Here is a 23,778-nt window from a genome sequence, read left to right on the forward strand (position 1 = left end):
CTGACAGACGCTCAAGAGTAGCGCCTGAGCGTGCTCGTAGGAAATATCGTGCGACGCTCCGCGTCGGCATGCCGTTCAGGACGCTCTGCGTCCTCTTTTCGACGCAGAGCGTCGAGAGCTGCATTCCACTGGAGCGTAGGGAACGCTAATCTCAACTGTCGTGCAAGCGAGGATGATCTGCGGGTTTCAGTGCCCGACAGTCTGTTTCCCCTTGCCGCGAATCAGCCCGCGCAGGGCAAAGCGGTTGGGGTGGCAGGCCTCGGCCACGCTGCGTGGCAGGGGCAGTGGTTCGTTGTCGAGCCAGGCGGCGATCAGTTCGCCACACAGCGGCGCGGTGATCAGGCCGCGCGAACCGTGGCCGCTGTTGACGTACAGGCCGTCCAGCCACGGGCAGACGCTGTCCGGCACCTGACGTGCATCCTTGCCCAGTGCGGCATAGGCCTGCATGAACGCCTTGCGGTCGGCCAGCGGACCGACGATGGGCAGATAATCCGGGCTGGTACAGCGAAACGCCGCGCGCCCCTGCAATTGTTCGGGCGACAAAGCGGCGGCCTCAAGGCGTGAAGTGAGGTCTTCCGAAATCTCCCGCAACAGCCCCAGATTGTCCAGATGATCGGCCAGGTTCGGCGTCAGATCAGTGCTGTTGAAATCGAAACTGGCGCCCAGCGTATGTTCGCCCAGGCGCGCCGGAGCCACATAACCCTCGGCGCACACCACGCTGCGCAATGCCGTGCTGGCTTGAGTCTGCGGCAAACGGGTGATCTGCCCGCGGATGCGTTTGAGCGGCAAGTCGGCGCTCTGTGAAAACTGCTGAATATCAGCTGCACCGGCCAGCACCACGACCGGAGCGCTGTCGACCAACTGTTCCTCACTCCAGACCTGCCACTGATCGTCGACACGTCTCAGCTCCAGTGCCTGTTGATGAGTGATCAGGCTGATATTGGCGTGCGCAGCCTGTGCGTGACACAACGCAGGCGGATGAACCCAGCCGCCTTCGGGGAAAAACAGCCCGCCACTGTTCAGCGCAACGCCGCTCTGCGCTTCGGCCGCAGGCTGCTCCAGCAGGTGCAGGAGTGATTCGGGGAAGGCATCGGCCAGCTGTTTCTGGCGCAGCGCTTCCTTGTCGTCGAAGGTCAGTTGCAGCACCCCGCAAGCGTCCCAGTCGACCCCGCGCTGCAAGCGCTCAAGCAGCCTTCGTGTATGACCGAAACCGCTGAGGATCAACTGTGACAGCGCCGTACCGTGCGCCGACAGTTTCAGGTACAGCACGCCCTGCGGGTTGCCGGATGCTTCCTGTGCCGGTGCGGCGTGGCGCTCCAGCAGGCTGACCTGCCAACCGCGTTGCGCCAGACTCTGTGCCGTGGCGCAGCCGGCCAGCCCCGCGCCAATCACCAGCGCTTTACGCTCGCCGCCAATCGGCGCGGGGCGGGCGAACCAAGGCTTGGCAGCAGCGGGGAGCGCTACGTCCTCTGGCCAAGCGATAAAAGCGCCACGCAGGACTTCCCATTTGTGGCCGATGCCCGGTACGCGCTTCATCTTGAACCCTGCCGCATTCAGCGAGCGGCGCACCCAGCCGGTACTGGTGAAGGTGCCAATCGTGGTGCTCGATGTGGACAGGCGCGCCAGTTCGGCGAACAGCTCCGGGGTCCACATTTCCGGGTTTTTCGCCGGCGCAAAACCGTCGAGAAACCAGGCGTCCATCTGCCCGTCCAGTTGCGGCAGCATCTGCAGTGCATCGCCGATCAGCAGCGTCAGGGTCACGCGGCCGCCCGCGAACACCAGACGCTGAAAGCCTTCATGCACAGCCACATACTGATCGAGCAATTGACCCGCAAACGGCGACAGCTCGGGCCACAACGCCAGGGCACGCTGCAGGTCGGCGTGGCTCAACGGGTATTTCTCGACGCTGACGAACTGCAGGCGCGCATTGGCGGGCGCGCACTCGTCGAACAACTGCCAGGCACAAAGGAAATTCAGCCCGGTGCCGAAGCCGGTTTCACCAATGATCAACCGGCCTTCATCCGGCAATTCAGTGAAGCGCCGGCGCAGGTCGTTCTGCACCAGAAACACATGGCGCGTTTCGTCCAGACCGGACTCGGTGGAAAAGTACACGTCGGAAAAATCGCGGGAATGCGGGTTGCCGTGTTCGTCCCAGTCGATCTGGGCGTGGCGGGTAATGGTCATGTCGGGCTCAGCGAAGGCAGTGGCGGCATTTTAGCCGTCTGCGCAGAGAAAAGTGCTATCAAGGATGTGCGGATTGACCGATGCCGGTCATCAATGGTCACAATCTGCATCAGGCGTTCTCTGAGCCAACATCAATCAGGAGCTGTGCATGTTTGAATCCGCTGAAATCGGTCATGCCATTGACGATGAGACTTACGAGGCTGCGTTGCCGCAACTGCGCGAAGCGTTGCTCGAAGCGCAGATAGACCTGCACGAGCAGGCCGGTCGCCAGATCATCGTGCTGATCAACGGCATAGAAGGCGCAGGCAAGGGCGAGACCGTCAAGCTGCTCAGCGAGTGGATGGACCCGCGTCTGATCGAGGTACGCACCTTCGATCAGCAGACCGACGAGGAGCTCGCTCATCCGCCCGTCTGGCGCTACTGGCGGCAATTGCCGGCCAAGGGCCGCATGGGTATTTTCTTTGGCAACTGGTACAGCCAGATGCTCCAGGACAGGGTTCACGGGCGCTTCAAGGACGCCGTTCTCGACCAAGCCATCAGCGGCGCCGAACGTCTGGAAAAGATGCTTTGCGATGAAGGCGCGCTGATCTTCAAATTCTGGTTTCACCTGTCCAAAAAACAGATGAAGCTGCGCCTCAAGACCCTCAAGGACGATCCGCTGCACAGCTGGCGCATCAGCCCGCTGGACTGGCAGCAGTCCAAGACTTACGACAAGTTCGTGCGCTTCGGCGAACGGGTCCTGCGCCGTACCAGCCGCGAGTATGCGCCCTGGCATGTGATCGAGGGTGTGGACGCCAACTACCGCAGCCTGACCGTCGGCCGCCTGTTGCTGGAAGGCATGCAGGCCGCGCTGAACAAGGCCGAACCCGAGACCGCGGCGCTGACGGTCGGGCCGCTGGCGATTCACAGTAACGAGCTGACCCTGCTCGACAGCCTCGACCTGAGCCTGAACCTGAGCAAGGACGACTATCAGCAACAGTTGATCACCGAGCAGGCGCGGCTGTCCGGCAACATGCGCGACAAGCGCATGAAAAGCCACGCGCTGCTGGCAGTGTTCGAAGGTAACGATGCGGCAGGCAAGGGCGGTGCGATCCGACGTGTGGCGGCGGCACTGGACCCGCGGCAATACGCCATCGTGCCGATCGCCGCGCCCACCCAGGACGAGCGCGCACAACCGTATCTGTGGCGTTTCTGGCGGCAGATACCGGCGCGCGGCAAATTCACCATCTTCGATCGCTCGTGGTACGGCCGCGTGCTGGTCGAGCGGGTCGAGGGTTTTTGCAGTGAGTCGGACTGGAAGCGCGCGTATTCGGAAATCAATGACTTCGAAGAGCAGCTCACCGACGCAGGCGTTGTGGTGGTCAAGTTCTGGCTGGCCATCGATCAGCAGACCCAACTGGAGCGTTTCAAGGAGCGCGAAAAGATCCCGTTCAAGCGCTACAAGATCACCGAGGACGACTGGCGCAACCGCAAGAAATGGCCTGACTACCGCCAGGCAGTCGGCGACATGGTGGATCGCACCAGCACCGAAATCGCGCCGTGGACATTGATCGAGGCCAACGACAAACGCTGGGCCAGGGTCAAGGTGTTGCGCACCCTCAACGAAGCGCTGGAAGCGGCGTTCGCCAAGGACAAAAAGAAGTGACGGTCTGAGTGTTGCGGTGGCGTCCGCCTGGGGCGGAGCTACCTCGTACGATCGCCCGGCGCTCGCGTCTTCTGCCTGAGAATATAGAGCGTCACCAGCACTGCGCTGGTCAGCATGAAGACGCGTGCCCAGGGGGAGGGCACCAGGTAGCAGGACAGGCTGATGCTGAGCCACATCAGGCCGATGGCGTAGACCTTGCCCTTGAGCGGGATGCCGTTGCCTTCGAGGTAATCACGAACCCACGGACCGAGCTGCGGGTGGTTGACCAGCCAGTCGTAGAAGCGCGGAGAGCTGCGCGCGAAACAGGCAGCGGCCAGCAGCAGAAAAGGCGTGGTGGGCAGCACCGGCAGGAAGATGCCGATGACACCCAGCACCACGCTCAGCCAGCCGACCGCTACAAGCAGATAGCGCACCGACTTATGACGGCTGGTGCGCGGTGAGCCTTGCGCCATAGGCGCCGACTCAGTGGTGGCGGGGCTTGAGGATCGCCGGCTTTTCGTCCGGTGCCTGGCAGAGCAGGTACAGGGCGGTCAGCGCTTCGGGGATCTGCACGATCATGTCGTCCATCAGGTTGGCGTCCTGGGCGATGTCGGCGAACTCCGGCTGCTCGTCGAACAGGCCCGAACCGACCATGATCGGCAGGAGCATTTCGCTGACTTCTTCCTCGGCACTTTCGAACCAGGCGTTTTCACGCAGGAACACGCCTTCCATGAAGCCGATGCACCAGCCGCGCAGGTCGGAATCATCCGGGTCGTCGCCCAGGTCCAGATCGCAGGGCAGCTCGAACTCTTCGTCCGAAGCCAGCTGGCGGGCAATGTGTGCCTTGAGGGCGATCAGCGTCGCTTCGACTTCTGTCTGTTGCGCTTCGCTGGAGTACTGCGGCGGCTCGGAGAACAGCGCGTCGATCCACTCGCGTTCCGGCACCTCTTCAGCGCAGATGGACAGGGCGGTCAGGTAGCCATGCGCGGCCACGTAGTCCAGTGCTTCTTCGTGCAGTTCATCTGCATCGAGGAAGACTTGCAGGCGGGTTAATTGCTCAGCGAAGGACATGGAAGCGCTACCTTGAAAATAAACGATGCTGGATTCTAGGCCCTGAGCGTCCGTGGCGCCAGCGCGCAGGCCAATTGCAGTTAATTTCGACCGCTCATGTCCCAGTCATCCATTGCTCCCGAGTGCTCGGGTATACTCCCCCGTTTTGCAGTGCAGCAGGATATTCCGGGGTTTTTTATGCTTGAGCAGGCACAACGCGTACTTAAAGACATCTTCGGTTACGACAGCTTTCGTGGTCGCCAGGGTGCCATTATTGAGCGTGTAGCCAGCGGTGGTGATGCGCTGGTGCTGATGCCCACCGGTGGCGGCAAGTCCCTGTGTTTTCAGGTGCCGGGGCTGTTGCGTGACGGGCTGTGCGTGGTCGTGTCGCCACTCATCGCGCTGATGGACGACCAGGTTGCCACACTGGATGAGCTGGGCGTGTCGGCCGCTGCACTCAACTCGACCCTCAGCGCCGAGCAGCAGCGCGACCTGGCGAACCGCATTCGTCTGGGCGAAGTCAAAATGCTCTACCTCGCCCCGGAGCGCCTGGTCCAGCCGCGCATGCTGTCATTCCTGCAAAACCTCAAGATCGCCCTGTTTGCCATCGACGAAGCGCACTGCGTGTCGCAATGGGGTCATGACTTCCGCCCTGAATACCTGCAACTGGGGCAACTCGCCGAGCTGTTTCCAGAGGTGCCGCGCATCGCGCTGACCGCCACCGCCGACAAGCGCACCCGTGAAGAAATCGTCACGCGTCTGCACCTGCAGAACGCCGAGCGCTTTCTGTCGAGCTTCGACCGGCCCAACATCTTCTATCGCATCGTGCCCAAGGAACAGCCGCGCAAGCAACTGCTGGCGTTTCTTTCCGAGCGCCGCAGCGACGCCGGTATCGTTTACTGCCTGTCGCGCAAGAAGGTCGATGAGGTCGCCGTATTCCTGAGTGACAACGGCTATCCCGCGCTGCCTTATCACGCCGGTCTGCCGTCCGAAACCCGGGCGGCCAACCAGAAGCGCTTTCTCAACGAGGAAGGGCTGATCATGGTTGCCACCATCGCGTTCGGCATGGGCATCGACAAGCCCAACGTGCGTTTTGTCGCGCACATGGACCTGCCCAAATCGCTTGAGGCTTATTATCAGGAAACCGGCCGGGCAGGGCGTGATGGCCTGCCCGCCGATGCCTGGATGGCCTACGGTCTGCAAGACGTGCTGATGCTCAAGCAGATGCTGCAGAATTCCGAAGGCGACGAGCGCCACAAACGGCTGGAGCAGCACAAGCTCGATGCCATGCTGGCCCTGTGCGAAGAAACCCGTTGCCGTCGGCAGACCCTGCTGGCCTATTTCGACGAAGACATGCCCAACCCGTGCGGCCACTGCGACAATTGTGTCGATGGCGTGCAAACCTGGGATGCCACCGAACCTGCGCGTCAGGCGCTGTCGGCCATCTACCGTACCGGCCAGCGTTATGGCGTCGGTCATCTGGTCGACGTGTTGCTCGGCAAGTCCAACGACAAAGTAGAGAGCTTCGGTCATCAGCACCTGTCGGTGTTCGGGGTCGGCAAGGCGCGCACCGAGTCCGAGTGGCGCTCGCTGTTCCGCCAGCTGGTTGCGCGGGGTCTGGCGGACATCGACCTTGAAGGCTATGGCGGCCTGCGCCTCAGCGAGACGTGCCGCCCTTTGCTGCGGGGCGAAGTTTCTCTGGAACTGCGCCAGGACCTCAAGCCACAAACCACGTCGAGAAGCAGTTCCGGCAGCCCGGCCAGTCAACTGGTGCGTGGCGAAGAGCGCGAGCAGTGGGAAGCCCTGCGCGCGCTGCGCCGCAAGCTGGCTGAAGAGCACGGCGTGCCGCCTTACGTTATTTTCCCGGACTCGACCCTGCTGGAGATGCTGCGCAGCAAACCCGGATCGATGGCCGAGATGGCCAAGGTCAGTGGCGTCGGTGCGCGCAAGCTGGAGCGTTATGGCGAAGCCTTTCTCGAAGTGCTCAGCGGCAAGGCCGAGGCACCACGTGTGGTCGCCGATGTGCGTCACGAACTGATCAGCCTGGCGCGCGCGGGTATGACCCCGACGCAGATCGCCGGTCAGTTGCAGTGCTCGGAAAAGAATGTCTACACCCTGCTGGCCGAAGCCATCGGCAAGCAGCAGTTATCCATCGAGCAGGCTCTGGACTTGCCGGAGGACCTGCTGGGTGAGGTGCAGGACGCCTTTCTCGACGGCGAAGGCGAACTGCCGCCGGTGTCGGCGATTGCCGAGCAGTTTGCCGGGCGGGTGCCTGAGGGTGTTTTGTATTGCGTGCGTGCAGCGCTGCAATCGGAGTTTGAGGTATAACGGCGTGCGACGAAACGTCACCGCCTCACGCTTGCCTGATCATAAGGACCATGCTTAGCTCGCTAATAATTAGTTTGAATCACGAGTTACCTTATGCCATTGACTGACGAACATCGTTTCGGGATGCAACTCGGACACCTCACCCGGGGCTGGCGCGCCGAGCTGGATCGTCGGCTGGCCGATCTTGGCCTGTCCCAGGCCCGCTGGCTGGTTTTGCTGCACCTCGCGCGCTTTACCGAACCGCCCACCCAGCGCGAGCTGGCTCAAAGCGTTGGCGTAGAAGGCCCCACCCTGGCGCGTTTGCTCGACAGTCTTGAAAAACAGGGCCTGGTGCAGCGTCAGGCAGTGCTCGAAGATCGCCGTGCGAAAAAGATCCTGCTCAGTGACACGGCATTGCCCCTGATCGAAAAAATTGAAAACATCGCCAATGTATTGCGTATCGAGTTGTTCGAGGGCGTGAGCGAGGAGGATTTGCGCGTCAGCATGCGCGTGCATTCGCAGATTCTGGCCAATCTGGAAAGATCCTGAGACGAAGCTGCGCATTCTCAACCATAATCGTTAAACGGATACTGACGTCCATCTGATTACGTGAGAAGCCTGCCGTGGTTTCCATAAGGGTTCGCATGCTGAAGAGTTCACTGGCTGCTGTCGAAGGTGCAGGTCGCAAGGCGCGCGAGGCATTTGGCAAGGGCGTGTTGGCGGTTTCGTTGCTGACCTGCTCCACGCTGGCGTCGGCGTTGGGCCTGGGTGAAATCACCTTGCATTCGGCGCTCAACCAGCCGTTGGATGCCGAGATTCAGCTGCTGGAAACCGGCGGTCTGAGCAATGAAGACGTGGTCGCCCGGCTCGCTTCGCCCGAAGCGTTCGCCAAAGCAGGCATGGAACGCGTGTTCTTTCTCAATGATCTGCGCTTCACGCCGGTACTGCGTGGTGACCGCGGCGTGATCCGGGTGGTGTCCAGCAAGCCGGTCACCGAACCCTACCTGAGTTTTCTCGTTCAGCTGGCGCGGCCGAATGGCGATTTGCTGCACGAATACACCTTGCTGCTCGATCCTGCCACCTCGGCGCAAGGCCTGGCCGCCACGCGCAGCCGCAACCAGCAGCGCTCGGCCAGCTCCGCCTCGGAAAGCCGCATGCCGGTCGCTCCACCGGCGGCCGTGCAGGGCAAACACTATACGGTTGCCAGTGGCGACACGCTGAATGGTATCGCCAGCCGCTTGCAGGGCAACAAGGTGTCGGCCAGCCAACTGGCGGACGGCATTCGTTCGCTCAACCCGCAGGTCTTCGCCGCAGGCGCCGGCTCTGCGCTCAAAGTCGGCCAGGACCTGTTGCTGCCGGACGCCGCAGTGCTGCCAACCGCCGCAGCGCCTGCCGCAAGCGCTGCGGCGCCGTCGCCAAAGCCTGCCGAACTGCAGCGTACCGCCGAGCAGTTGTCGGCTGCTGCCATCGAAAACCAGCAATTGACTCAGTCGCTGGAGGCGCTCAAGGCCCAGACTCAGGAACTGCAAGAGCAGATGAGCGGCAAGGACAAACAGATCATTGCTTTGCGCAGCGATCTGGCCACGGCGCAATCCGCCGCCACGCCAGCTGTACCTGCACCTGCAACAACCACACCTGCACCCGCCACGCCGGTAGCTGCGCCTGCCGCTCCTGCGCAACCTGTTGCTGCGTCGGGCAGCGATTCCTTCCTGAGCCTGCCGATACTGCTCGCTGCCGTATTGATCGTACTGCTGCTGGTGGCGTTTGCTTATTCGAAGCGACGTCAGCAGCGCAAGGAATCAGCGGCACCCGGAGTCACTCCGGATGACCCGCTGATCAAGCCCGCTCAGGCCGCCATGCTGCCGGTGTTCGAAGTGCCTGCCGTGGCGCCGCAACCCGTGGTGCAGAGCCCGACGACACCGGCACCGGCCAAACCTTCGCCAGCACAACGTTCCGCTGGCTCTGCCCCGGATGCGCTGGACGGCGTGAGTATTTACATCGCCTACGGACGCTTCACCGAGGCGATGGGTATTCTGCGCAGCGCCCTGGAAACCCAGCCTGAGCGTGATGACATTCGCATCCGCCTGCTGGAGTTGCTCGCTGAGCAGGGCGACGGCAGCGGCTTCGTTCGCGAAGAACAGGCCGCGCTGGAGCATGGCGTCGATCCGCAGACCATTCAGGACATCCGCGATCGCTTCCCGCAACTCAAGGCCGCCGAGGTCGCTCCCGTGGCGGCAATCGTCCCGGCTGCCGCGCTGGCAGCCAGCACACTGTCGTTCGAGAAATCCGAGCCCGAGCCTTCGCGCTACCTGCAGCCCGAGCCTGAGCCAGAACCCGCCGCGCAGCTGGATGAAAGCGCCGCTGCGGCGCTGAATCCGCAGCCCGCCGACGAGTTTCAGTTGAACCTGGATGACCTGTCGATGGACGCCGATTGGGACCTGGTCGACCCGTTCGACAGCCCACCGCCGCGTGCCAAGCCTGCCGCTACGCAAGCCCCCGTTGAAGTCGATCCCGGTTTTTCTTCGGACCTGACCCAACTGCCGGAAGTCTTCGAACTCTCGGACGAACAGTTCCTCAGTGATTTCTCCGAGCCCGAGGTCGTTGAGCCTGTTGAGGTAATCGTGCCATCCGCCGCCGACGGCCTGAGTGACGATTTCCTCGACAGTTTCATGAACGATGACGCCGATTTCGACCTGCTGGACCTGGAAGAGCCGCCGCTCAGCCAGATCAATCAGGCGCAGGTGCTGATCGAGGACGGCGATCTCGAATCGGCCCGTGAAATCCTCCAGCAGATCATTGACGAGTCCGACGAAGAGCATCAGCGCATGGCGCGGGAGCTGCTGGCCAGCATCAGCTGAGCGCAGCTCTTGAGGGGCGACCGGTCTGGCGTTTAGCGAAAGATCGGTCGGATCCCCCGGCATTTCGGATAGGCCACACAACCCCAGAACTCCCCGGCGTTCTTGCCGGTGCGCGCCACCTTGATCACCATGGTTTTCCGGCAGTGCGGACATGCAGGTGCCGCAGGCTCCGTCGCGGGTGTTGGCGGCGCAGCTTGACGGGGCTTCTTGTCGGGTTTGGCGCGGCGGGTTCTGACCGGCGCTTGTGGCTCAGGCGACTGCACTGCAGGCGTAGCGGGCTCCGGGGGCTGTCGCTGGCTCGGTGTGCCTCGTGCAACCCGGCTCCATAAGCCGCGCAGTGCCTTGATCAGTGATTTCAGCGCAGAGGCCGTGTTGCGTGCCATGGGATTGCCTTGGGTCGGGTCGCGATCAGGGCAGCATGGTGCATGCATCCTCGTCGTGGCGCAAATACCTGACTCGGCCCTCATGCCTGCCGTTTATTGAGCGGCGTAACCCCCGAGCGCTTTTTAAACCCTGAGTCCTGTGGGGAATAACAGTGCATCATGGCTATCGGCTGTTTTTGAAATGCTGTGCTACACCTTCAACAGCTGCCCTGAGTATCAGCATTATCACGGAGCGATTCTTAATGCGCGTCAACATGCCTATCACGCAGACTGAGCGGACTTTTCCGGCCTCTGAACGTCTGATCTCTACCACCGACCTCAACAGCCACATCACTTACTGCAACGACGCTTTCGTCACCCTGAGCGGCTTTACTCGCGAAGAGCTGGTCGGGCAGCCGCATAACCTGGTGCGCCACCCGGACATGCCAGCCTCGGTGTTCGCGCATATGTGGGAAACCATCAAACAGGGCAAACCGTGGATGGGCGTGGTCAAGAATCGCTCCAAGCAGGGCGATTACTACTGGGTCAGCGCTTATGTAACCGCGGTGTACGAAAACGGCCGTATCGTCGGGTACGAGTCGGTGCGCTCGCTGCCGACCCGCGATCAGGTGCGGCGTGCCGAAGCACTCTATGCGCGGTTGCGGGCTGGCAAGGCGGCGGTGTCCGCCAGCAGCTCGGCGGCCTATCACCTGATTCGTCAGTTACCGATGATTCTCTGCGCGCTTGCGCTGGCTGTGGGTGTTTACCTGCTCGACGATTTGCCGTCGATCATCATGATCCCGATTGTGATGGTCGTGTTGGGCGTTTTTCTTGAAGTACGTCAGCGCAGCAGCATCCGCAAAACCCTTGAGGAACACCCCAAGGCCTTCACCAGTGCACTGATTGCGCTGACCTACAGCGACAGTCGCGGCCCGCAGGCGCAGCTCGACCTGGCCATGCTCAGCGAAGAGGCGCGCCTGCAAACGGCCCTGACGCGACTGGCGGATACCGGCGAAAGCGTGCGCCAGCATGCCGGTCGGTCAGCACAATTGTCCCTGCGCCAGGCCGAGTCGCTGGATCAGCAGCGCAGCGAGGCCGATCAGTCAGCCACGGCTATCAACCAGATGGCGGCGACCATTCAGGAAGTCACCCACAACGTGCAGAACACTGCCCATGCTGCCGAAGAGGCCGACAAGCTGGCGCAACAGGGGCGTGGCCTGGCCGATGAAAGCCTGTTGGCGATTCGGCACATGGCCACCTCGGTTACCGACATTGGCAACGCCGTGGGGGAACTGGCTGATGCGACTCAATCGATCGGCAGTGTGGTCGATGTGATCACCTCGATCGCTCAGCAAACCAATTTGCTGGCGCTCAACGCAGCCATCGAAGCGGCGCGTGCCGGTGAACAGGGACGTGGTTTTGCGGTGGTGGCCGACGAGGTACGCTCGCTGGCGTCTCGCACGCAGTCGTCGACCGAGCAGATCCAGCAAATCATCACCTCGCTGCGCGATGGCGCCGACCGGGCGGTAAAGACCGCCAGCAAGGGCGAGCAGATCTCTCAGGAGAGTGTCGCCAGCGTTGAAGCCGTGCAGAAGGCGCTGGATGGCATCAGCCAGTCGGTGACCCGCATCACCGGCATGAGCCAGCAGATGGCGTCGGCGTCTGAAGAACAGAGCCACGTCGCGGAAACCATCAGCCAGCAAATCACCCGCATCGCGCAACTCTGCGACGAGAGCGCCAGCCAGGCGCAGCAAGGCTCGCAGATCAGCAGCGAGCTGGAAGAAATGGCGCAGTACCTGCACAGTCTGGCGGAACGGTTCAGCCGCTAGGCAGGCCACTCCCTGGATAGGACGCGGAGCGTCCTGAACGGCATTACCACGCGGAGCGTGGGAACGATATCGACCGCCACTTATTGTGCCCATCGCTTCGCGTCCTGGTGCCGTGCTGCGGGGGCTTGATGGTGTTCACGCAAGCCCCAGCCCACCTCTATCGTGCCCATCGCTCCGCGTGGGCATGCCATTCATGACGCTCTGCGTCAGCTTTTTCCGGGAATCTCCGAATGGACATTTGTTATTACCGGACAAGTCTCGGTGCTTTCAGACAAGTAACGCCGTTGGCAACTATTACTGGAAACAGTGGGTAGAGCGCAGGAAAAACAAGTTGCGTGCAATTAAATGGCCACTACTCAATAATTCAACGGCACAATAAAATCCAAAATAATCTCAATAGATTCAAGCGCCTATCAACGATATATATGTTCTGCGATGCGTTTTCCTTATGTCTTAACCTTTGTATCAGAATTGAAATAAAACTGTTGCCAAGTTTTAAACTGCGGACTATGTTCTGGAATCGCTCAATCAAGAGCCAACCAGTATCAGGTGTGCAGGGATGCAAAAGTCGAAGTGCGTGGGTGTTGTCCGTCATTCGTTCAAGCCTGTAGGAACAGGCGCGCTGTGTGCGCTGTCTTTTACGTTTGGCTGCTCGGCTTATGCTGACTATGTCGAGCAGGGCAAGCCGGGTGACGCGGCCAGCTGGCGGTCGGCAGAATTCCAGAGCGACTGGGGTCTGGGCCGTATCCAGGCTGATCAGGCCTACGCCGCCGGCATCACCGGGGCAGGCGTCAAGATCGGTGCGCTGGACTCGGGTTTCGACCCGTCCCACCCGGAAGCCACGCCGTCCCGCTACCACGCAGTCACCGCCACCGGCACCTACGTTGACGGCTCACCGTTCAGCATCACTGGCGCCATCAACCCGAACAACGACACCCACGGCACGCACGTCACCGGCACCATGGGCGCGGCGCGTGATGGCGTCGGCATGCACGGCGTGGCCTACAACGCCCAGGTATACGTCGGCAACACCAACCAGAATGACAGCTTCCTGTTCGGCCCCAACCCTGACCCGCAGTATTTCAAGGCGGTGTACGGCGCCCTGGCGGATGCGGGCGTGCGCGCCGTCAACAACAGCTGGGGCAGCCAGCCGGCCGACGTGACCTACGCCACCGAAGCGGGCGTGCGCGCTGCCTACGCTCAGCACTACAACCGCGGCACCTGGCTGGACGAAGCGGCGAATGTCTCGCGCAAGGGCGTGATCAACGTCTTCAGCGCAGGCAACACCGGTTACGCCAACGCCAGCGTGCGCGCTTCGCTGCCTTTTTTCGAGCCGGATCTTGAAGGTCACTGGCTGGCCGTGTCGGGCCTCGACAGCAGCAACGGTCAACGCTACAACCAGTGCGGCCTGTCCAAATACTGGTGCATCACCATGCCCGGTCGGCTGGTCAACAGCACCGTGCCGGGCGGCGGCTATGGCGTCAAATCCGGCACCTCGATGTCCGCGCCGCATGCCACCGGCGCACTGGCGCTGGTGATGGAGCGCTTCCCGTACATGACCAACGAGCAGGCGCTGCAAGTGCTGCTGACCACCGCCACCCAGCTCGACGGTTCGATTACTCAGGCACCGACCAACAGCGTCGGCTGGGGTGTGGCGAACCTGGAGCGGGCGATGCGTGGTCCGGGCCAATTGCTCGGCACCTTCGATGCCAATCTGGGTGCAGGGTTGACTGATGTGTGGAGCAATAATATTTCCGATCAGGCGCTGCTCCAGCGTCAGGCCGAGGACAGCGCCGAGCAGGCCACCTGGCAGCAGACGCTGATCAGCAAAGGCTGGCAGAACGGTGTTGCCAGCACCGCCAGCCAACAGGATCAAACCGATTACGCCACCGGCACCGCTCGCGCCGCCGCTGCTGCACAGCGCCAGTATCAGGGCAGCCTGATCAAATCCGGCGCAGGCCGCCTGATTCTCGACGGTGCCAACACCTATCGCGGTGACACCTTGGTCAACGGCGGCGTGCTGTCGGTCAATGGGTCGCTGGTGTCAGCCGTGCAGGTCAACGCGGGCGGTACGCTGGGCGGCAACGGCCAGATCGGCGGGCTGACAGCACGCAACGGCGGTATTGTCGCGCCGGGTAATTCCATCGGTACATTGCAGGTCAATGGCGATGTAACCCTCGAGCCGGGTTCAACCTACGCCGTGGAGCTTTCACCAACCGCCAGTGACCGCATCGTCGCCACCGGCAGCGCCACTGTGTCAGGCGCGAACATGACACTGGCGCTGGAGAATGCGACGCCAGTGGCCTTGAGTGCTGCACCCGTCCAAAGCGTGGTCGGTCGCCAGTACAACGTGCTGCAAGCCGCCAATGGCATCAACGGTCAGTTTGGCAGCGTGTCCTCCAACTACGCCTTCCTCGGTGGTCGACTCGACTACGCAGCCAACGCGGTCGCACTGAACGTCGAGCAAACCGCCGCTTTCAACAGCGTGGCGCAAACCCCCAACCAGGCTGCGGTGGCGACTGCCGCCGAACAACTCGGCGCCGGTAACGCGGTGTACGAAAACCTGCTGCTTACCCAGAGCGCTGCCTCTGCACGCGACAGCTTCCAGCAATTGTCCGGCGAAATTTACCCGGCCATCGGCAGCGTGTTGATCAACGACAGCCGTCAGGTTCGCGATGCCGTGGGTGAGCGCCTGGGTGCCAGCGTGTTCGGCACTGATGGCAACACTGCCGCACAAGACAACGTCTGGCTCAAGGCGCTGGGTGCCTGGGGCAAGACCGACTCGCGTGACGACACAGCGGGTTACACCTCTTCGATTGGCGGGCTGCTGGCCGGTGTCGATGGCAACCTTGCCGATGACACGCGTCTGGGCGTCGTCGCAGGCTACAGCGACAGCTCGTTGAACATGGGCTCCGGCACGCATTCGCGGGCGTCGGTGGACAGCTACCATTTGGGTGCGTACCTGGGCCATGAAATCGGTGCACTGCGCCTGACCCTCGGCGCCGCACACAGCTGGCATCGCATCGATGCGCAACGCGACGTGCAGGTCGGCGGTGCAGCGGGCAAGGAGAAAACCAAACACGATGCGCAGAGCACCCAAGTGTTCACCGAGGCGGCGTATCGCATTCACCTGCAACCCGCCACGCTTGAGCCGTTTGCCAATCTGGCCTATGTCCACCTGAACACCGATGGCTTCACCGAGAAGGGCGACGCTGCCGCGCTGTCTGCCGGTAGCGACAACCGTGATGCGGTACTCAGCACTCTGGGCCTGCGTGCCCTGAAGACCATCGCGATCAGCGACCGGCAGAAGGTCGACCTGTCCGGCAGCCTCGGCTGGCAGCACAACCTGAGCAACACCGATTCCGAACAGCACCTGGCATTCGCTTCCAGCGGCAACAGCTTCGGCATCGAAAGCTCGCCGCTGGTGCGTGACGCCGCGCTGGTCGGTGCTCACGCCAGTCTGGCGTTGAGCAAGGATGCCAGAGTCAGCCTTGATTACAGCGGCCAACTGGCCAGTCGTGAGAAAAGTCACGGTGTCGGCCTGAGTCTGAACTGGCAGTTCTAATCTAAGCAGTAGACAACCCTAAACCCAAAAGAACGACGCGCATGCAGATGCATGCGCGCGGAGATTCGTGCGCGTTAACTAAGGACGGTAATTTTCATGAAAGATGCATTCAGTACCCGACACACCTCTGTCAAATCCCTAAGACAAGCCATTCGAGCGGTCAATCGCGCCTCTTGCGGCGCGCTCGCCTGCTACCTGGCGACACTGGGCGTGGCTCATGCCGCACCTTATGTAGAAGCAGGGCAGGCAGGCAACGCCGCCAGCTGGCGCAGCGCCGAGTTCAATGCCGACTGGGGCCTGGGCGCGATCAACGCTGATCAAGCCTATGCCGCAGGTTACAGCGGTAAGGGCATCAAACTGGGCATCTTCGACCAGCCGGTCTACGCCCCGCATCCGGAATTCGACAGCCCCGACAAGGTGGTCAATCTGGTCACCAGCGGCATCCGCGAATACACCGACCCGTACATCCCGGTGAAGGCGGGCGACGCTTTCCGTTACGACGGCGCACCGAGCCTGGACTCCGGCGGCAAACTCGGTAACCACGGCACCCACGTCGGTGGCATTGCCGGTGGCAATCGTGACGGCGGGCCGATGCACGGCGTGGCCTACAACGCGCAAATCATCAGCGCCGACAACGGCGACCCGGGCCCGGAAGACGGCATCGTGCTGGGCAACGACGGCGCGGTGTATCAGGCAGGCTGGAACGCGTTGGTCAACAGTGGCGCACGGGTCATCAACAACAGCTGGGGCATCGGCATCACCGACCGTTTCGACAAAGGCGGGCGCGATCCGGCGTTCCCGCACTTCACCGTGCAGGACGCACAAGTGCAGTTCGACCAGATTCGCCAGATCCTCGGCACGCGTCCGGGTGGCGCGTATCAGGGCGCGATCGACGCAGCACGCAGCGGCGTGGTAACCATCTTCGCCGCTGGTAACGACTACAACCTCAACAACCCCGACGCGATGGCAGGGCTCGGCTACTTCGTACCGGAGATCGCGCCCAACTGGCTGACCGTCGCCGCCCTGCAACAAAACCCGGATGCCGCAGCGGCCGCTACCACGCCCTACACGTTGAGCACCTTCTCGTCGCGCTGCGGCTACACCGCCAGCTTCTGCGTCTCGGCACCGGGCACGCGCATCTACAGCTCGGTGCTCAACGGCACCAGCCTGGCAGACCTGACCGTCGGCTGGGCCAACAAGAACGGCACCTCGATGGCTGCGCCTCATGTCGCAGGCAGCATGGCCGTGCTGATGGAACGCTTCCCGTACATGACCGGCGCGCAGGTCGCCGACGTCCTGAAAACCACCGCCACCGACCTTGGCGCGCCGGGCGTCGACGCGCTGTACGGCTGGGGCATGATCAACCTCGGCAAGGCTATCAACGGCCCGAGCCTGTTCGTTACCGAAGCGGACATTCCTGCCGAGTTTCGTATCGACGGCGCCTACGGCGACAGCCAGTTCGTGGCCGACCTGCCCGGTGTTGGTGCGATTGTCGATGCCGGCAAACCGACCCAACGTACCTGCAGCGGGCCGCAATGCGGGCTGGACGTGTGGAGCAACAACATCTCCGGCCACGGCGGCCTGACCAAACAAGGCATCGGCACCCTGGTGTTGACCGGGGCCAACAGCTACAGCGGGCCGACGCTGGTCAATCAAGGACGCCTGGCCATCAACGGCTCGCTGGCCTCGGCCGTCACCGTCAACAACGGCGGCATTCTGGGTGGTAATGGCAGCGTCGCGTCGCTCAACGCCAACCAGGGCGGCACCGTTGCGCCGGGCAATTCCATCGGCACCCTGCAAGTGGCGGGCGACCTCAACCTGGCACCGGGCTCGACCTACGCGGTCGAGTTCTCGCCCACCGCCAGCGACCGCATCGTGGTCGGCGGCACCGCGACCGTGAGCGGCGCCAACATGGCCCTGTCTCTGGAAAACGACAACCCCGCACTGCTCAGTAGCAACCAGACCCGCAGCGTTCTGGGTCAGCAGTTCAACGTGCTGCAGGCGGCTGGCGGCGTTCAGGGTCAGTTCGGTTCTGTGACCGATAACTACGCATTCCTGGACGGCAACCTGGCCTATACCGGCACCGGCGTGACCCTGGCCCTTGCACGCAATGGCGACAGCTTCGCCAGCGCCGCACAAACCGACAACCAGCGCAGCGTGGCCCAGGCCATCGAGCAACTGAGTGCGGGCAACTCGGTTTACGAGAGCATCATCCTCAGCCAGGACACGGCCAGCGCACGCCGGGCGTTCACCCAACTGTCGGGCGAAGTGCACCCGGCCATTGCTACACAGCTGATCAACGACAGCCGCCAACTGCGCGACGCCGTGGGTGACCGTCTGCGCGTGGAAGGCTTGTACGACCAGCCAGCACCGGGCAGTGAAGACAACTCGGTGTGGGTCAAAGCGCTGGGTGCCTGGGGCAAAAACAGCGGCAGCAGCGACAGCGCCAGCTCGACCTCATCGCTGGGCGGCCTGCTTGCCGGTGTGGACGGCCTGATCAGCGAGCACACCCGCTTGGGCGCGATGGCAGGATACAGCGACACCTCGCTGAGCCTGGGCGACGACACCCACTCGCGGGCCTCGGCAGACAGCTACCACCTGGGCGCCTACATCGGCCACGAACAGGGCGCACTGCGCCTCACCGCAGGCGCATCGCACAGCTGGCACCGCATCGACGTGAAACGCGACCTGCAATTCGGCGCGTTCTCCGACCGCCAGAAAGTCAAACGCGACGCCCAGTCGAGCCAGGTGTTCACCGAAGCCGCCTACCGCCTGAACCTGCAACCGCTGGCACTGGAGCCATTCGCCAACCTGGCTTACGTCCACTTCGACAGCGACAGCTTCACCGAAAAAGGCGGCGCCACGGCCCTCAAAGGCAGCGACGACACCCGCGACACCGTGCTCTCAACCCTGGGCATGCGCGCCGGTAACCGCTTCAACCTCAACGACACACAAAAACTCGACGTCTCCGCCACCCTCGGCTGGCAGCACAACCTGAGCGACACCTCGTCTGAACAACACCTGGCCTTCGCCAGCGCTGGCAACAGCTTCAACGTACAAAGCGTCTCCATGGACCGCGACGCCGCCGTCGTCGGCGCCCGCGCCAGCCTGGCACTGGGCAGGGATGCGCGCATCAACCTGGACTACAACGGTTTGCTGGGTGCGCGGGATAAAACCCACGGCGTGGGTCTGTCGCTGGACTGGCAGTTCTGATGGGGGATGCCTGCGGGGTGAAGTAGCCCCGCAGGCTCTAGACACCTAGCTTGCCCATCGCTCCGTATGACTATCGTGCCAATGCTCCGCGTTGGCACGCATTTCGTGACGCTCTGCGTCATATCCAAGCCATCAGGCAAATGCCTGATCACTCACAACTCCGGCTTCTGGCCGTAGGCCGTGGGGCGCACCGGTCGACGTTTCGCTGACCCGCTTCTGCCCGTAGGGCGTAGGAGCGAACTTGTTCGCGATCTGCCGGGAACCGGCAGCAAAACCTGTGCACCCGGTATATCAGGTTCAAACGAGGTCACCAGTTTCAGGGCCGCTTCGCAGCCCATCGTAGCCGTCTTCACCTACTGAAGCGCCTACGCCTTCCGTGTAGAAGCTCGTTCTCCGAATCGGTCACAGGGCTGGTATATAGATTTCATTCCTCCGCTCGGAGACGATATCCAAATTCAGCTTCACATCTTCCCCACACGCCCGAATAGGACTCAGGCAAAGGCTGTTTTTGAACAACCAACGCTGATGTACGAATTTTCCGAATTTTTGCAGGTGCCATGCGGCTCTTGGAATTTTTTGCACTTCTTCTGTTAAGTTGCTCAGGCAGAGCTGTATCAAGAATTGTCAGGGAGACACCGAATGTTCTTTTTTCACATGCTGCCTTCATGGGATGACATACGGCGAAAGCTTGACCGTGACATCGAGCCCTACAGAGGGGGCCATTTTCGCACCCATCGAAATGAACCCCTCCCGTCGCCCGCGCTGATCATTCGCCGCTTCAATTGTGTCAGGTCCGCGTTCGACCGTGCCGAATGGGAAGCTTGCCGCATACTGGGACAGCGGTTCGTTGACCTCGACATCTCTAGCATCATCAAGGACTTGATCGACGTAGTCACCCAGATGGCCATGATCGTCGTCGGCAGTGCTTTTGTCGGAGGGGTCGCCGGTGCAAGCGCGGGTGCACTTTTTTTCGGGGTGGGTGCTGCTCCCGGTGGTTTAATGGGCGCTGCATTAGGGGCGCAGGCCAGTACTTTCATACTGGGGATTCTTGGTCTGGAGTCCATCGCTGAATCCGTCATCGACGGCTTTCCGCGCATCATTCATTACTACACACGCGGTATCAGCACAGCATGGCAAGGCCCCCGCGAACAAGGGTGGAGCTCCTTCATGGGAGACGACCCGGTCGCACAGAACAGTGCGGTTCAGGAAATCGCACAAGGGCACGTTGAGGTTGTGATTCTGCTATTGGGCGCGATGGTTCAGTACATCACACGCGGCCGCGGTAACGCTCGTGCGTTGGCAAATGAAATGCGGGCCAGCGCCAAAGGCGAGCGACTGGGCCAGTGGATGCTTGAGCATGAAGATGACCTGAAGAAGCGACCTGATTTGCAGAGGCCGGAGCCGGGTAGGGGGGCGCTGGAAGCTCAAGAGGCTTTGTCAACAAATCGCTCAAAGACCGCAGACGCAGCTAAACCAGATGCATTGGATCAAAAAACTGTTTCAAGCAAGATAGATCCAAAACAATTAGATCTTGTAACGGGCCACCCCAACGCACACTCCCTAAGTGTTCACGGTGGCAAAGTCTCTGATGGAGACCTAATGCTCCGGGCAAAATCAGCCATTAAGCCGAACGGAGACGTCGGCCCGTCAGTCCCACCTTTATCATCGGCTTTCCACAGCGATGAATTATTGATTTTTGCTGACCAAACCATTAGAAATGGTGGAGCTTTGGAAAGGGCTATAGCGCGCCAACCAGGCCAAGATGTCATAAGGGTTACGGCTCAAGAGGCAGGCGATATCGGCGTTGATCTTGGAAGAGGTTTCAAGCGGGTATTACCCACTGGTAACATCCTTAAAAACCTTGAGACAAATGGCGCTCCAGAAAAGCTTGAAAATTTGCGAAGTGTAGAAGGCTTGTATCAGTATAATCCCAGCAAGAAAATTTGGGAGACAATTACTATTTTTCCAGCACCTGCTCCCTAAAAAGGTAAGGCATTTATGAAATATGAGAATGTTCGGCACATGCTAAAGACTGTTTTTTGTTCGGATTTTAATCTGGCAGAAGACGTTGCTATAGGTATATATGTTAATAGCCTTAATTCTAGTGGCAAAACAGATGAGATGAGGTATGAGTTAGCTGAATGTCTTCGTGATCAAAATGTTTCTTGGCGAGACATGTTAGTAAATGATGAGTACGAGGTCTTGGATTTTGAAACTGAGCAGGAAGCTAAGGATTATATTAAAAGGATTCTGTGGCAGCCATTGGATGAAAAAACCAATTGAAATTTACGAGGCGCTCGTAGGAACTTGAGTGGTCGCATGAAGAGAAGTTATCAGGCAGTTTTCATAGTTCCTACAGGCGCATCTAAGGTTCTAGGCGATTATGGGTGGGAGTTTAATAGTCTTGAAAGGCTTCCTGAAAGTATCGGAGAGTATTTGGTTGGGTGTTTGGGTCTTAAGTTTGAAGAGGAATACGCAGGCATCAAGAAATATACCAACGGTCAGATAAATATGTCGATTTTTCTTGACGACAATAATGAGGTTGAGAGTATCTATTTTCAAGCTTTCGAAAGTTTCTTGGCGGAAATTTATAAGGCATGCCAAAATGAAGCGGTTTTTTCGGGGGCGGAAATATTTATTTCCGAGGAACTAAAAAGCCTTTAGTGCTAAAGGGGTATGTGTCTCACTGAAGTTGTGCAATGGTGAAATCGATAGCTCAGCAAAAAGCCAAGGCTCAGGATTTTAAATGTTTGTTAAACAGTGTGAATGGATCTCGAAAGATGCTCTAGAGGCAATGCTGACAATCGGTGATGCCGAGACTCAGTGCGTAGCCTTTTGTCATCCATGTCATATGAATGTCGGGGACATGCTGCTTGAGCCTGTCCTTGCGATATCAATAAAAAATGTAGCCAAGATGGCGGCAGGCTCTCAGCCATACGTACTACGTATTGACGATGGATTCGTTCATGAAATTCTGGCTGAGGTGGCTAGTGTTGAAAAATCGCTGGTGGTTGCGGGTGAAATCACTATTGAATTGGATGATGTACTACCCGGAGACATCAACGTCGGAGATATGATCAGTTTCTCCTGTGGACGTCTTGATGTGATTTCCTGACTTTTAAAAGTGGTATTGCCAAGATGACGATGTGTATCACGAGTCTTCGTTGCACTGCACACTCTGAATTGGACACAGAGCCTCCCAAGCATCATCACCACTTAGAGCGCTCGTTGTTATACATAAGTCTGTTTTCGATTCTGGCAGAAGGTTTAGTTCACCCCACTGGGGTTACATCTAGTCTGCGACGTCGTTTTTTAGCCCTTTTTCCGAACTCACTCGGATTTTTGTATAGCGACAAGCGCATTCACGTGCGCCCCATATAGCGGACCCTGTGCGCTATGACAAAAACCTCACACGTCTCAAAACTCCCTCCCGCGACGTGACAAGACCCGGACAAGGACCTCACTAAAAATTGATGGCCTAGTGATGCCATGGTAAAACCTTGCAACAGACACTCGTCTGCACTCGCTAAGGAATAGCCATGAAAAAGACAGGGACAGGCCTCTTCGCCATACTCGCGTTGCTCTGCGCCTTCACCGTACAGGCCAGAGAAACCCAGGTAACAGACGCCTCAATCGTCAAAGCCATCATCCAGGAATCCATCGACAGCTACCCCGGCAACTGCCCATGCCCCTACAACTCCGCCCGCAATGGCAGTCAATGTGGCAAACGCAGCGCGTACAGCCGCAAAGGCGGCTACGCACCCATCTGCTACAAGGAAGACGTTACTAAAGAAATGATCAACGACTACCGACGCCGCCTGAAAGACTGACCCGACGAGACGCAATGGCCGTCACCTACACGGCACGGCCATCACCACGCATTCAACCCAACCGAGAAGCAGGCAACACCGCCCGCCACCAAGGCCTGCCTAAACTACGTGGCCGCGCTTCAACCTGCATCTGCGGATGCGCCAACAGCATCGGCATATCCCGCAACCGTATCCACGGCTCGCTGTGCCAGTGCAACATACTTACCGACAACCCCGGCCACTGCAGCATGCTCAGGTTCGGCGTGCAGTCATCGAACGGCACCTGCCCATCCCGCAACGCAGGCACCACCTCATGGGTAATCCACTGCCGTAACCCACGATTCTCTGCGTGATAGTGATGTACCATCATCGCGTACGCCCCCGACTCACTGACCATCAGCTCTGACTGTGTTTCGCCGTGCAGGTCGAGCGTGATCATCCGGTGCTGGTCAGCGTCCAGCTTGCGCAGCGTTCGCTCGTTCAATGGCCAGCCGATCATGCGACCCAGATCGCGGGCACTGAACCAGGGTTGGTTTTCGAGGAGGAGGGCGAGGAGTTGGCGGTTGTGGCGGTGGAAGGGGGTTGGGGTGAAACCGGCACACACCTTGCGCGCCTGACAAGCGCTTGCCCGAAATAAATTGCTTAACATGCTGACCTCTACGTATGAGCTGAAATGACGTTAAAGACCAACGTAGAGCGGGCGTAAGAAAACCCAACTGAGCGGATCAGCAAGGCCGAGATTCCCGTTTGATTAGAACGATTGGAATCTGGGGCTATGGTGAACTCACTGCATCTACGTTGGGTGTTTCTTAGGCACCGGCGCATACGATACGGGCGCTGGCAACGTGTCGATATCGGACTGGGGAGTGAGAGGATGTCAGGGGTTTCCGATCTTCAGGCGAGGTATCGGGCTAAGCAACCCATATCGTTCCAACGCTCCGCGTAGGAATGCAGTTCGCGACGCTCTGCGTCGCATG

17 protein-coding genes and 1 pseudogene are annotated in these 23,778 nt (G+C 60.3%); 13 read left to right on the forward strand and 5 right to left on the reverse strand.

From position 1 onward, the window contains the following. Positions 1-186: 186 nt before the first annotated feature. The gene (mnmC, locus tag KBY08_RS17515) at positions 187-2,184 is read right to left on the reverse strand and encodes a bifunctional tRNA (5-methylaminomethyl-2-thiouridine)(34)-methyltransferase MnmD/FAD-dependent 5-carboxymethylaminomethyl-2-thiouridine(34) oxidoreductase MnmC (protein WP_111522639.1); all 1,998 of its coding nucleotides are present in this window, start codon (positions 2,182-2,184) and stop codon (positions 187-189) included. Between the two features lie 148 nt (positions 2,185-2,332). Here mnmC and pap point away from each other — a divergent pair, with 148 nt between their 5' ends. Continuing rightward, positions 2,333-3,829: a polyphosphate:AMP phosphotransferase gene (gene pap / locus KBY08_RS17520; RefSeq protein ID WP_111522640.1), complete on the forward strand. Its 1,497-nt coding sequence runs from the start codon at positions 2,333-2,335 to the stop codon at positions 3,827-3,829. A gap of 38 nt (positions 3,830-3,867) precedes the next feature. On the opposite strand, the gene KBY08_RS17525 is transcribed toward pap, so the two are convergent. Both KBY08_RS17525 and KBY08_RS17530 read right to left on the reverse strand, forming a co-directional pair. Next, positions 3,868-4,281 (reverse strand): YbaN family protein, encoded by a 414-nt coding sequence (locus KBY08_RS17525; protein WP_053275858.1) that lies wholly within the window; start codon positions 4,279-4,281, stop codon positions 3,868-3,870. A gap of 10 nt (positions 4,282-4,291) precedes the next feature. Next, complete coding sequence (locus KBY08_RS17530; protein WP_003314545.1) at positions 4,292-4,879, reverse strand: YecA family protein; 588 nt, start codon at positions 4,877-4,879, stop codon at positions 4,292-4,294. Between the two features lie 177 nt (positions 4,880-5,056). Between KBY08_RS17530 and recQ the strand changes: the two genes are divergently transcribed. The 3 genes from recQ to KBY08_RS17545 all read left to right on the forward strand — a co-directional run bounded on the left by recQ (position 5,057) and on the right by KBY08_RS17545 (position 10,023). Continuing rightward, positions 5,057-7,186, forward strand: coding sequence for a DNA helicase RecQ (gene recQ / locus KBY08_RS17535; protein WP_003402551.1), 2,130 nt, complete (start codon positions 5,057-5,059; stop codon positions 7,184-7,186). Between the two features lie 93 nt (positions 7,187-7,279). Next, positions 7,280-7,714, forward strand: coding sequence for a MarR family transcriptional regulator (locus tag KBY08_RS17540; RefSeq protein WP_024651731.1), 435 nt, complete (start codon positions 7,280-7,282; stop codon positions 7,712-7,714). A gap of 95 nt (positions 7,715-7,809) precedes the next feature. After that, complete coding sequence (locus tag KBY08_RS17545) at positions 7,810-10,023, forward strand: FimV/HubP family polar landmark protein (protein ID WP_058823022.1); 2,214 nt, start codon at positions 7,810-7,812, stop codon at positions 10,021-10,023. 32 nt (positions 10,024-10,055) lie between these two features. Here KBY08_RS17545 and KBY08_RS17550 read toward each other — a convergent pair whose 3' ends face one another. Next, on the reverse strand, positions 10,056-10,406 hold the full coding sequence (locus KBY08_RS17550; RefSeq protein ID WP_003402554.1) for a topoisomerase DNA-binding C4 zinc finger domain-containing protein: 351 nt from the start codon (positions 10,404-10,406) through the stop codon (positions 10,056-10,058). 254 nt (positions 10,407-10,660) lie between these two features. Here KBY08_RS17550 and KBY08_RS26865 point away from each other — a divergent pair. The 9 genes and pseudogenes from KBY08_RS26865 to KBY08_RS17590 form a co-directional block, all read left to right on the forward strand. Then, positions 10,661-10,930: pseudogene (locus tag KBY08_RS26865) on the forward strand (PAS domain-containing protein); the annotation flags it as partial. A 249-nt stretch (positions 10,931-11,179) separates the two neighbouring features. Next, positions 11,180-12,214, forward strand: coding sequence for a methyl-accepting chemotaxis protein (locus KBY08_RS17555; protein WP_373634054.1), 1,035 nt, complete (start codon positions 11,180-11,182; stop codon positions 12,212-12,214). 559 nt (positions 12,215-12,773) lie between these two features. Further along, complete coding sequence (locus KBY08_RS17560; protein ID WP_111522641.1) at positions 12,774-15,779, forward strand: autotransporter serine protease; 3,006 nt, start codon at positions 12,774-12,776, stop codon at positions 15,777-15,779. Positions 15,780-15,875: 96 nt separating this feature from the next. Continuing rightward, complete coding sequence (locus KBY08_RS17565) at positions 15,876-18,992, forward strand: autotransporter serine protease (protein ID WP_111522642.1); 3,117 nt, start codon at positions 15,876-15,878, stop codon at positions 18,990-18,992. A 639-nt stretch (positions 18,993-19,631) separates the two neighbouring features. Then, the gene (locus KBY08_RS17570; RefSeq protein WP_011268615.1) at positions 19,632-20,975 is read left to right on the forward strand and encodes a DUF6861 domain-containing protein; all 1,344 of its coding nucleotides are present in this window, start codon (positions 19,632-19,634) and stop codon (positions 20,973-20,975) included. Between the two features lie 15 nt (positions 20,976-20,990). Then, entirely contained in the window at positions 20,991-21,275 is a 285-nt protein-coding gene (locus tag KBY08_RS17575; RefSeq protein WP_011268614.1) for a hypothetical protein, read from the forward strand. A 36-nt stretch (positions 21,276-21,311) separates the two neighbouring features. Then, positions 21,312-21,656: a hypothetical protein gene (locus tag KBY08_RS17580; protein WP_024642229.1), complete on the forward strand. Its 345-nt coding sequence runs from the start codon at positions 21,312-21,314 to the stop codon at positions 21,654-21,656. Between the two features lie 82 nt (positions 21,657-21,738). Beyond that, positions 21,739-22,107 carry a hypothetical protein gene (locus KBY08_RS17585; RefSeq protein WP_011268612.1) on the forward strand — a complete coding sequence of 123 codons (369 nt, stop codon included), beginning with the start codon at positions 21,739-21,741 and terminating at the stop codon, positions 22,105-22,107. 424 nt (positions 22,108-22,531) lie between these two features. Next, on the forward strand, positions 22,532-22,822 hold the full coding sequence (locus KBY08_RS17590; RefSeq protein WP_058398917.1) for a hypothetical protein: 291 nt from the start codon (positions 22,532-22,534) through the stop codon (positions 22,820-22,822). A gap of 52 nt (positions 22,823-22,874) precedes the next feature. On the opposite strand, the gene KBY08_RS17595 is transcribed toward KBY08_RS17590, so the two are convergent. Next, entirely contained in the window at positions 22,875-23,450 is a 576-nt protein-coding gene (locus KBY08_RS17595; protein ID WP_058823018.1) for a Bro-N domain-containing protein, read from the reverse strand. Between the last annotated feature and the right edge of the window lie 328 nt (positions 23,451-23,778).

It is taken from the genome of Pseudomonas sp. P135 (assembly GCF_020312125.1).
In the GTDB taxonomy this organism is placed as follows: domain Bacteria; phylum Pseudomonadota; class Gammaproteobacteria; order Pseudomonadales; family Pseudomonadaceae; genus Aquipseudomonas; species Aquipseudomonas fragariae.

Excerpts from the sequence above, each read along its gene's own strand:
- KBY08_RS17560 (WP_111522641.1), top strand. The coding sequence starts at position 12,774 with ATGCAAAAGTCGAAGTGCGTGGGTGTTGTCCGTCATTCGTTCAAGCCT.
- recQ (WP_003402551.1), top strand. The coding sequence starts at position 5,057 with ATGCTTGAGCAGGCACAACGCGTACTTAAAGACATCTTCGGTTACGAC.
- KBY08_RS17595 (WP_058823018.1), bottom strand. The coding sequence starts at position 23,450 with ATGTTAAGCAATTTATTTCGGGCAAGCGCTTGTCAGGCGCGCAAGGTG.
- KBY08_RS17525 (WP_053275858.1), bottom strand. The coding sequence starts at position 4,281 with ATGGCGCAAGGCTCACCGCGCACCAGCCGTCATAAGTCGGTGCGCTAT.
- KBY08_RS17545 (WP_058823022.1), top strand. The coding sequence starts at position 7,810 with ATGCTGAAGAGTTCACTGGCTGCTGTCGAAGGTGCAGGTCGCAAGGCG.
- mnmC (WP_111522639.1), bottom strand. The coding sequence starts at position 2,184 with ATGACCATTACCCGCCACGCCCAGATCGACTGGGACGAACACGGCAAC.
- pap (WP_111522640.1), top strand. The coding sequence starts at position 2,333 with ATGTTTGAATCCGCTGAAATCGGTCATGCCATTGACGATGAGACTTAC.
- KBY08_RS17575 (WP_011268614.1), top strand. The coding sequence starts at position 20,991 with ATGAAATATGAGAATGTTCGGCACATGCTAAAGACTGTTTTTTGTTCG.
- KBY08_RS17550 (WP_003402554.1), bottom strand. The coding sequence starts at position 10,406 with ATGGCACGCAACACGGCCTCTGCGCTGAAATCACTGATCAAGGCACTG.
- KBY08_RS17585 (WP_011268612.1), top strand. The coding sequence starts at position 21,739 with ATGTTTGTTAAACAGTGTGAATGGATCTCGAAAGATGCTCTAGAGGCA.
- KBY08_RS17580 (WP_024642229.1), top strand. The coding sequence starts at position 21,312 with ATGAAGAGAAGTTATCAGGCAGTTTTCATAGTTCCTACAGGCGCATCT.
- KBY08_RS17555 (WP_373634054.1), top strand. The coding sequence starts at position 11,180 with ATGATCCCGATTGTGATGGTCGTGTTGGGCGTTTTTCTTGAAGTACGT.
- KBY08_RS17565 (WP_111522642.1), top strand. The coding sequence starts at position 15,876 with ATGAAAGATGCATTCAGTACCCGACACACCTCTGTCAAATCCCTAAGA.
- KBY08_RS17570 (WP_011268615.1), top strand. The coding sequence starts at position 19,632 with ATGTTCTTTTTTCACATGCTGCCTTCATGGGATGACATACGGCGAAAG.
- KBY08_RS17590 (WP_058398917.1), top strand. The coding sequence starts at position 22,532 with ATGAAAAAGACAGGGACAGGCCTCTTCGCCATACTCGCGTTGCTCTGC.
- KBY08_RS17540 (WP_024651731.1), top strand. The coding sequence starts at position 7,280 with ATGCCATTGACTGACGAACATCGTTTCGGGATGCAACTCGGACACCTC.
- KBY08_RS17530 (WP_003314545.1), bottom strand. The coding sequence starts at position 4,879 with ATGTCCTTCGCTGAGCAATTAACCCGCCTGCAAGTCTTCCTCGATGCA.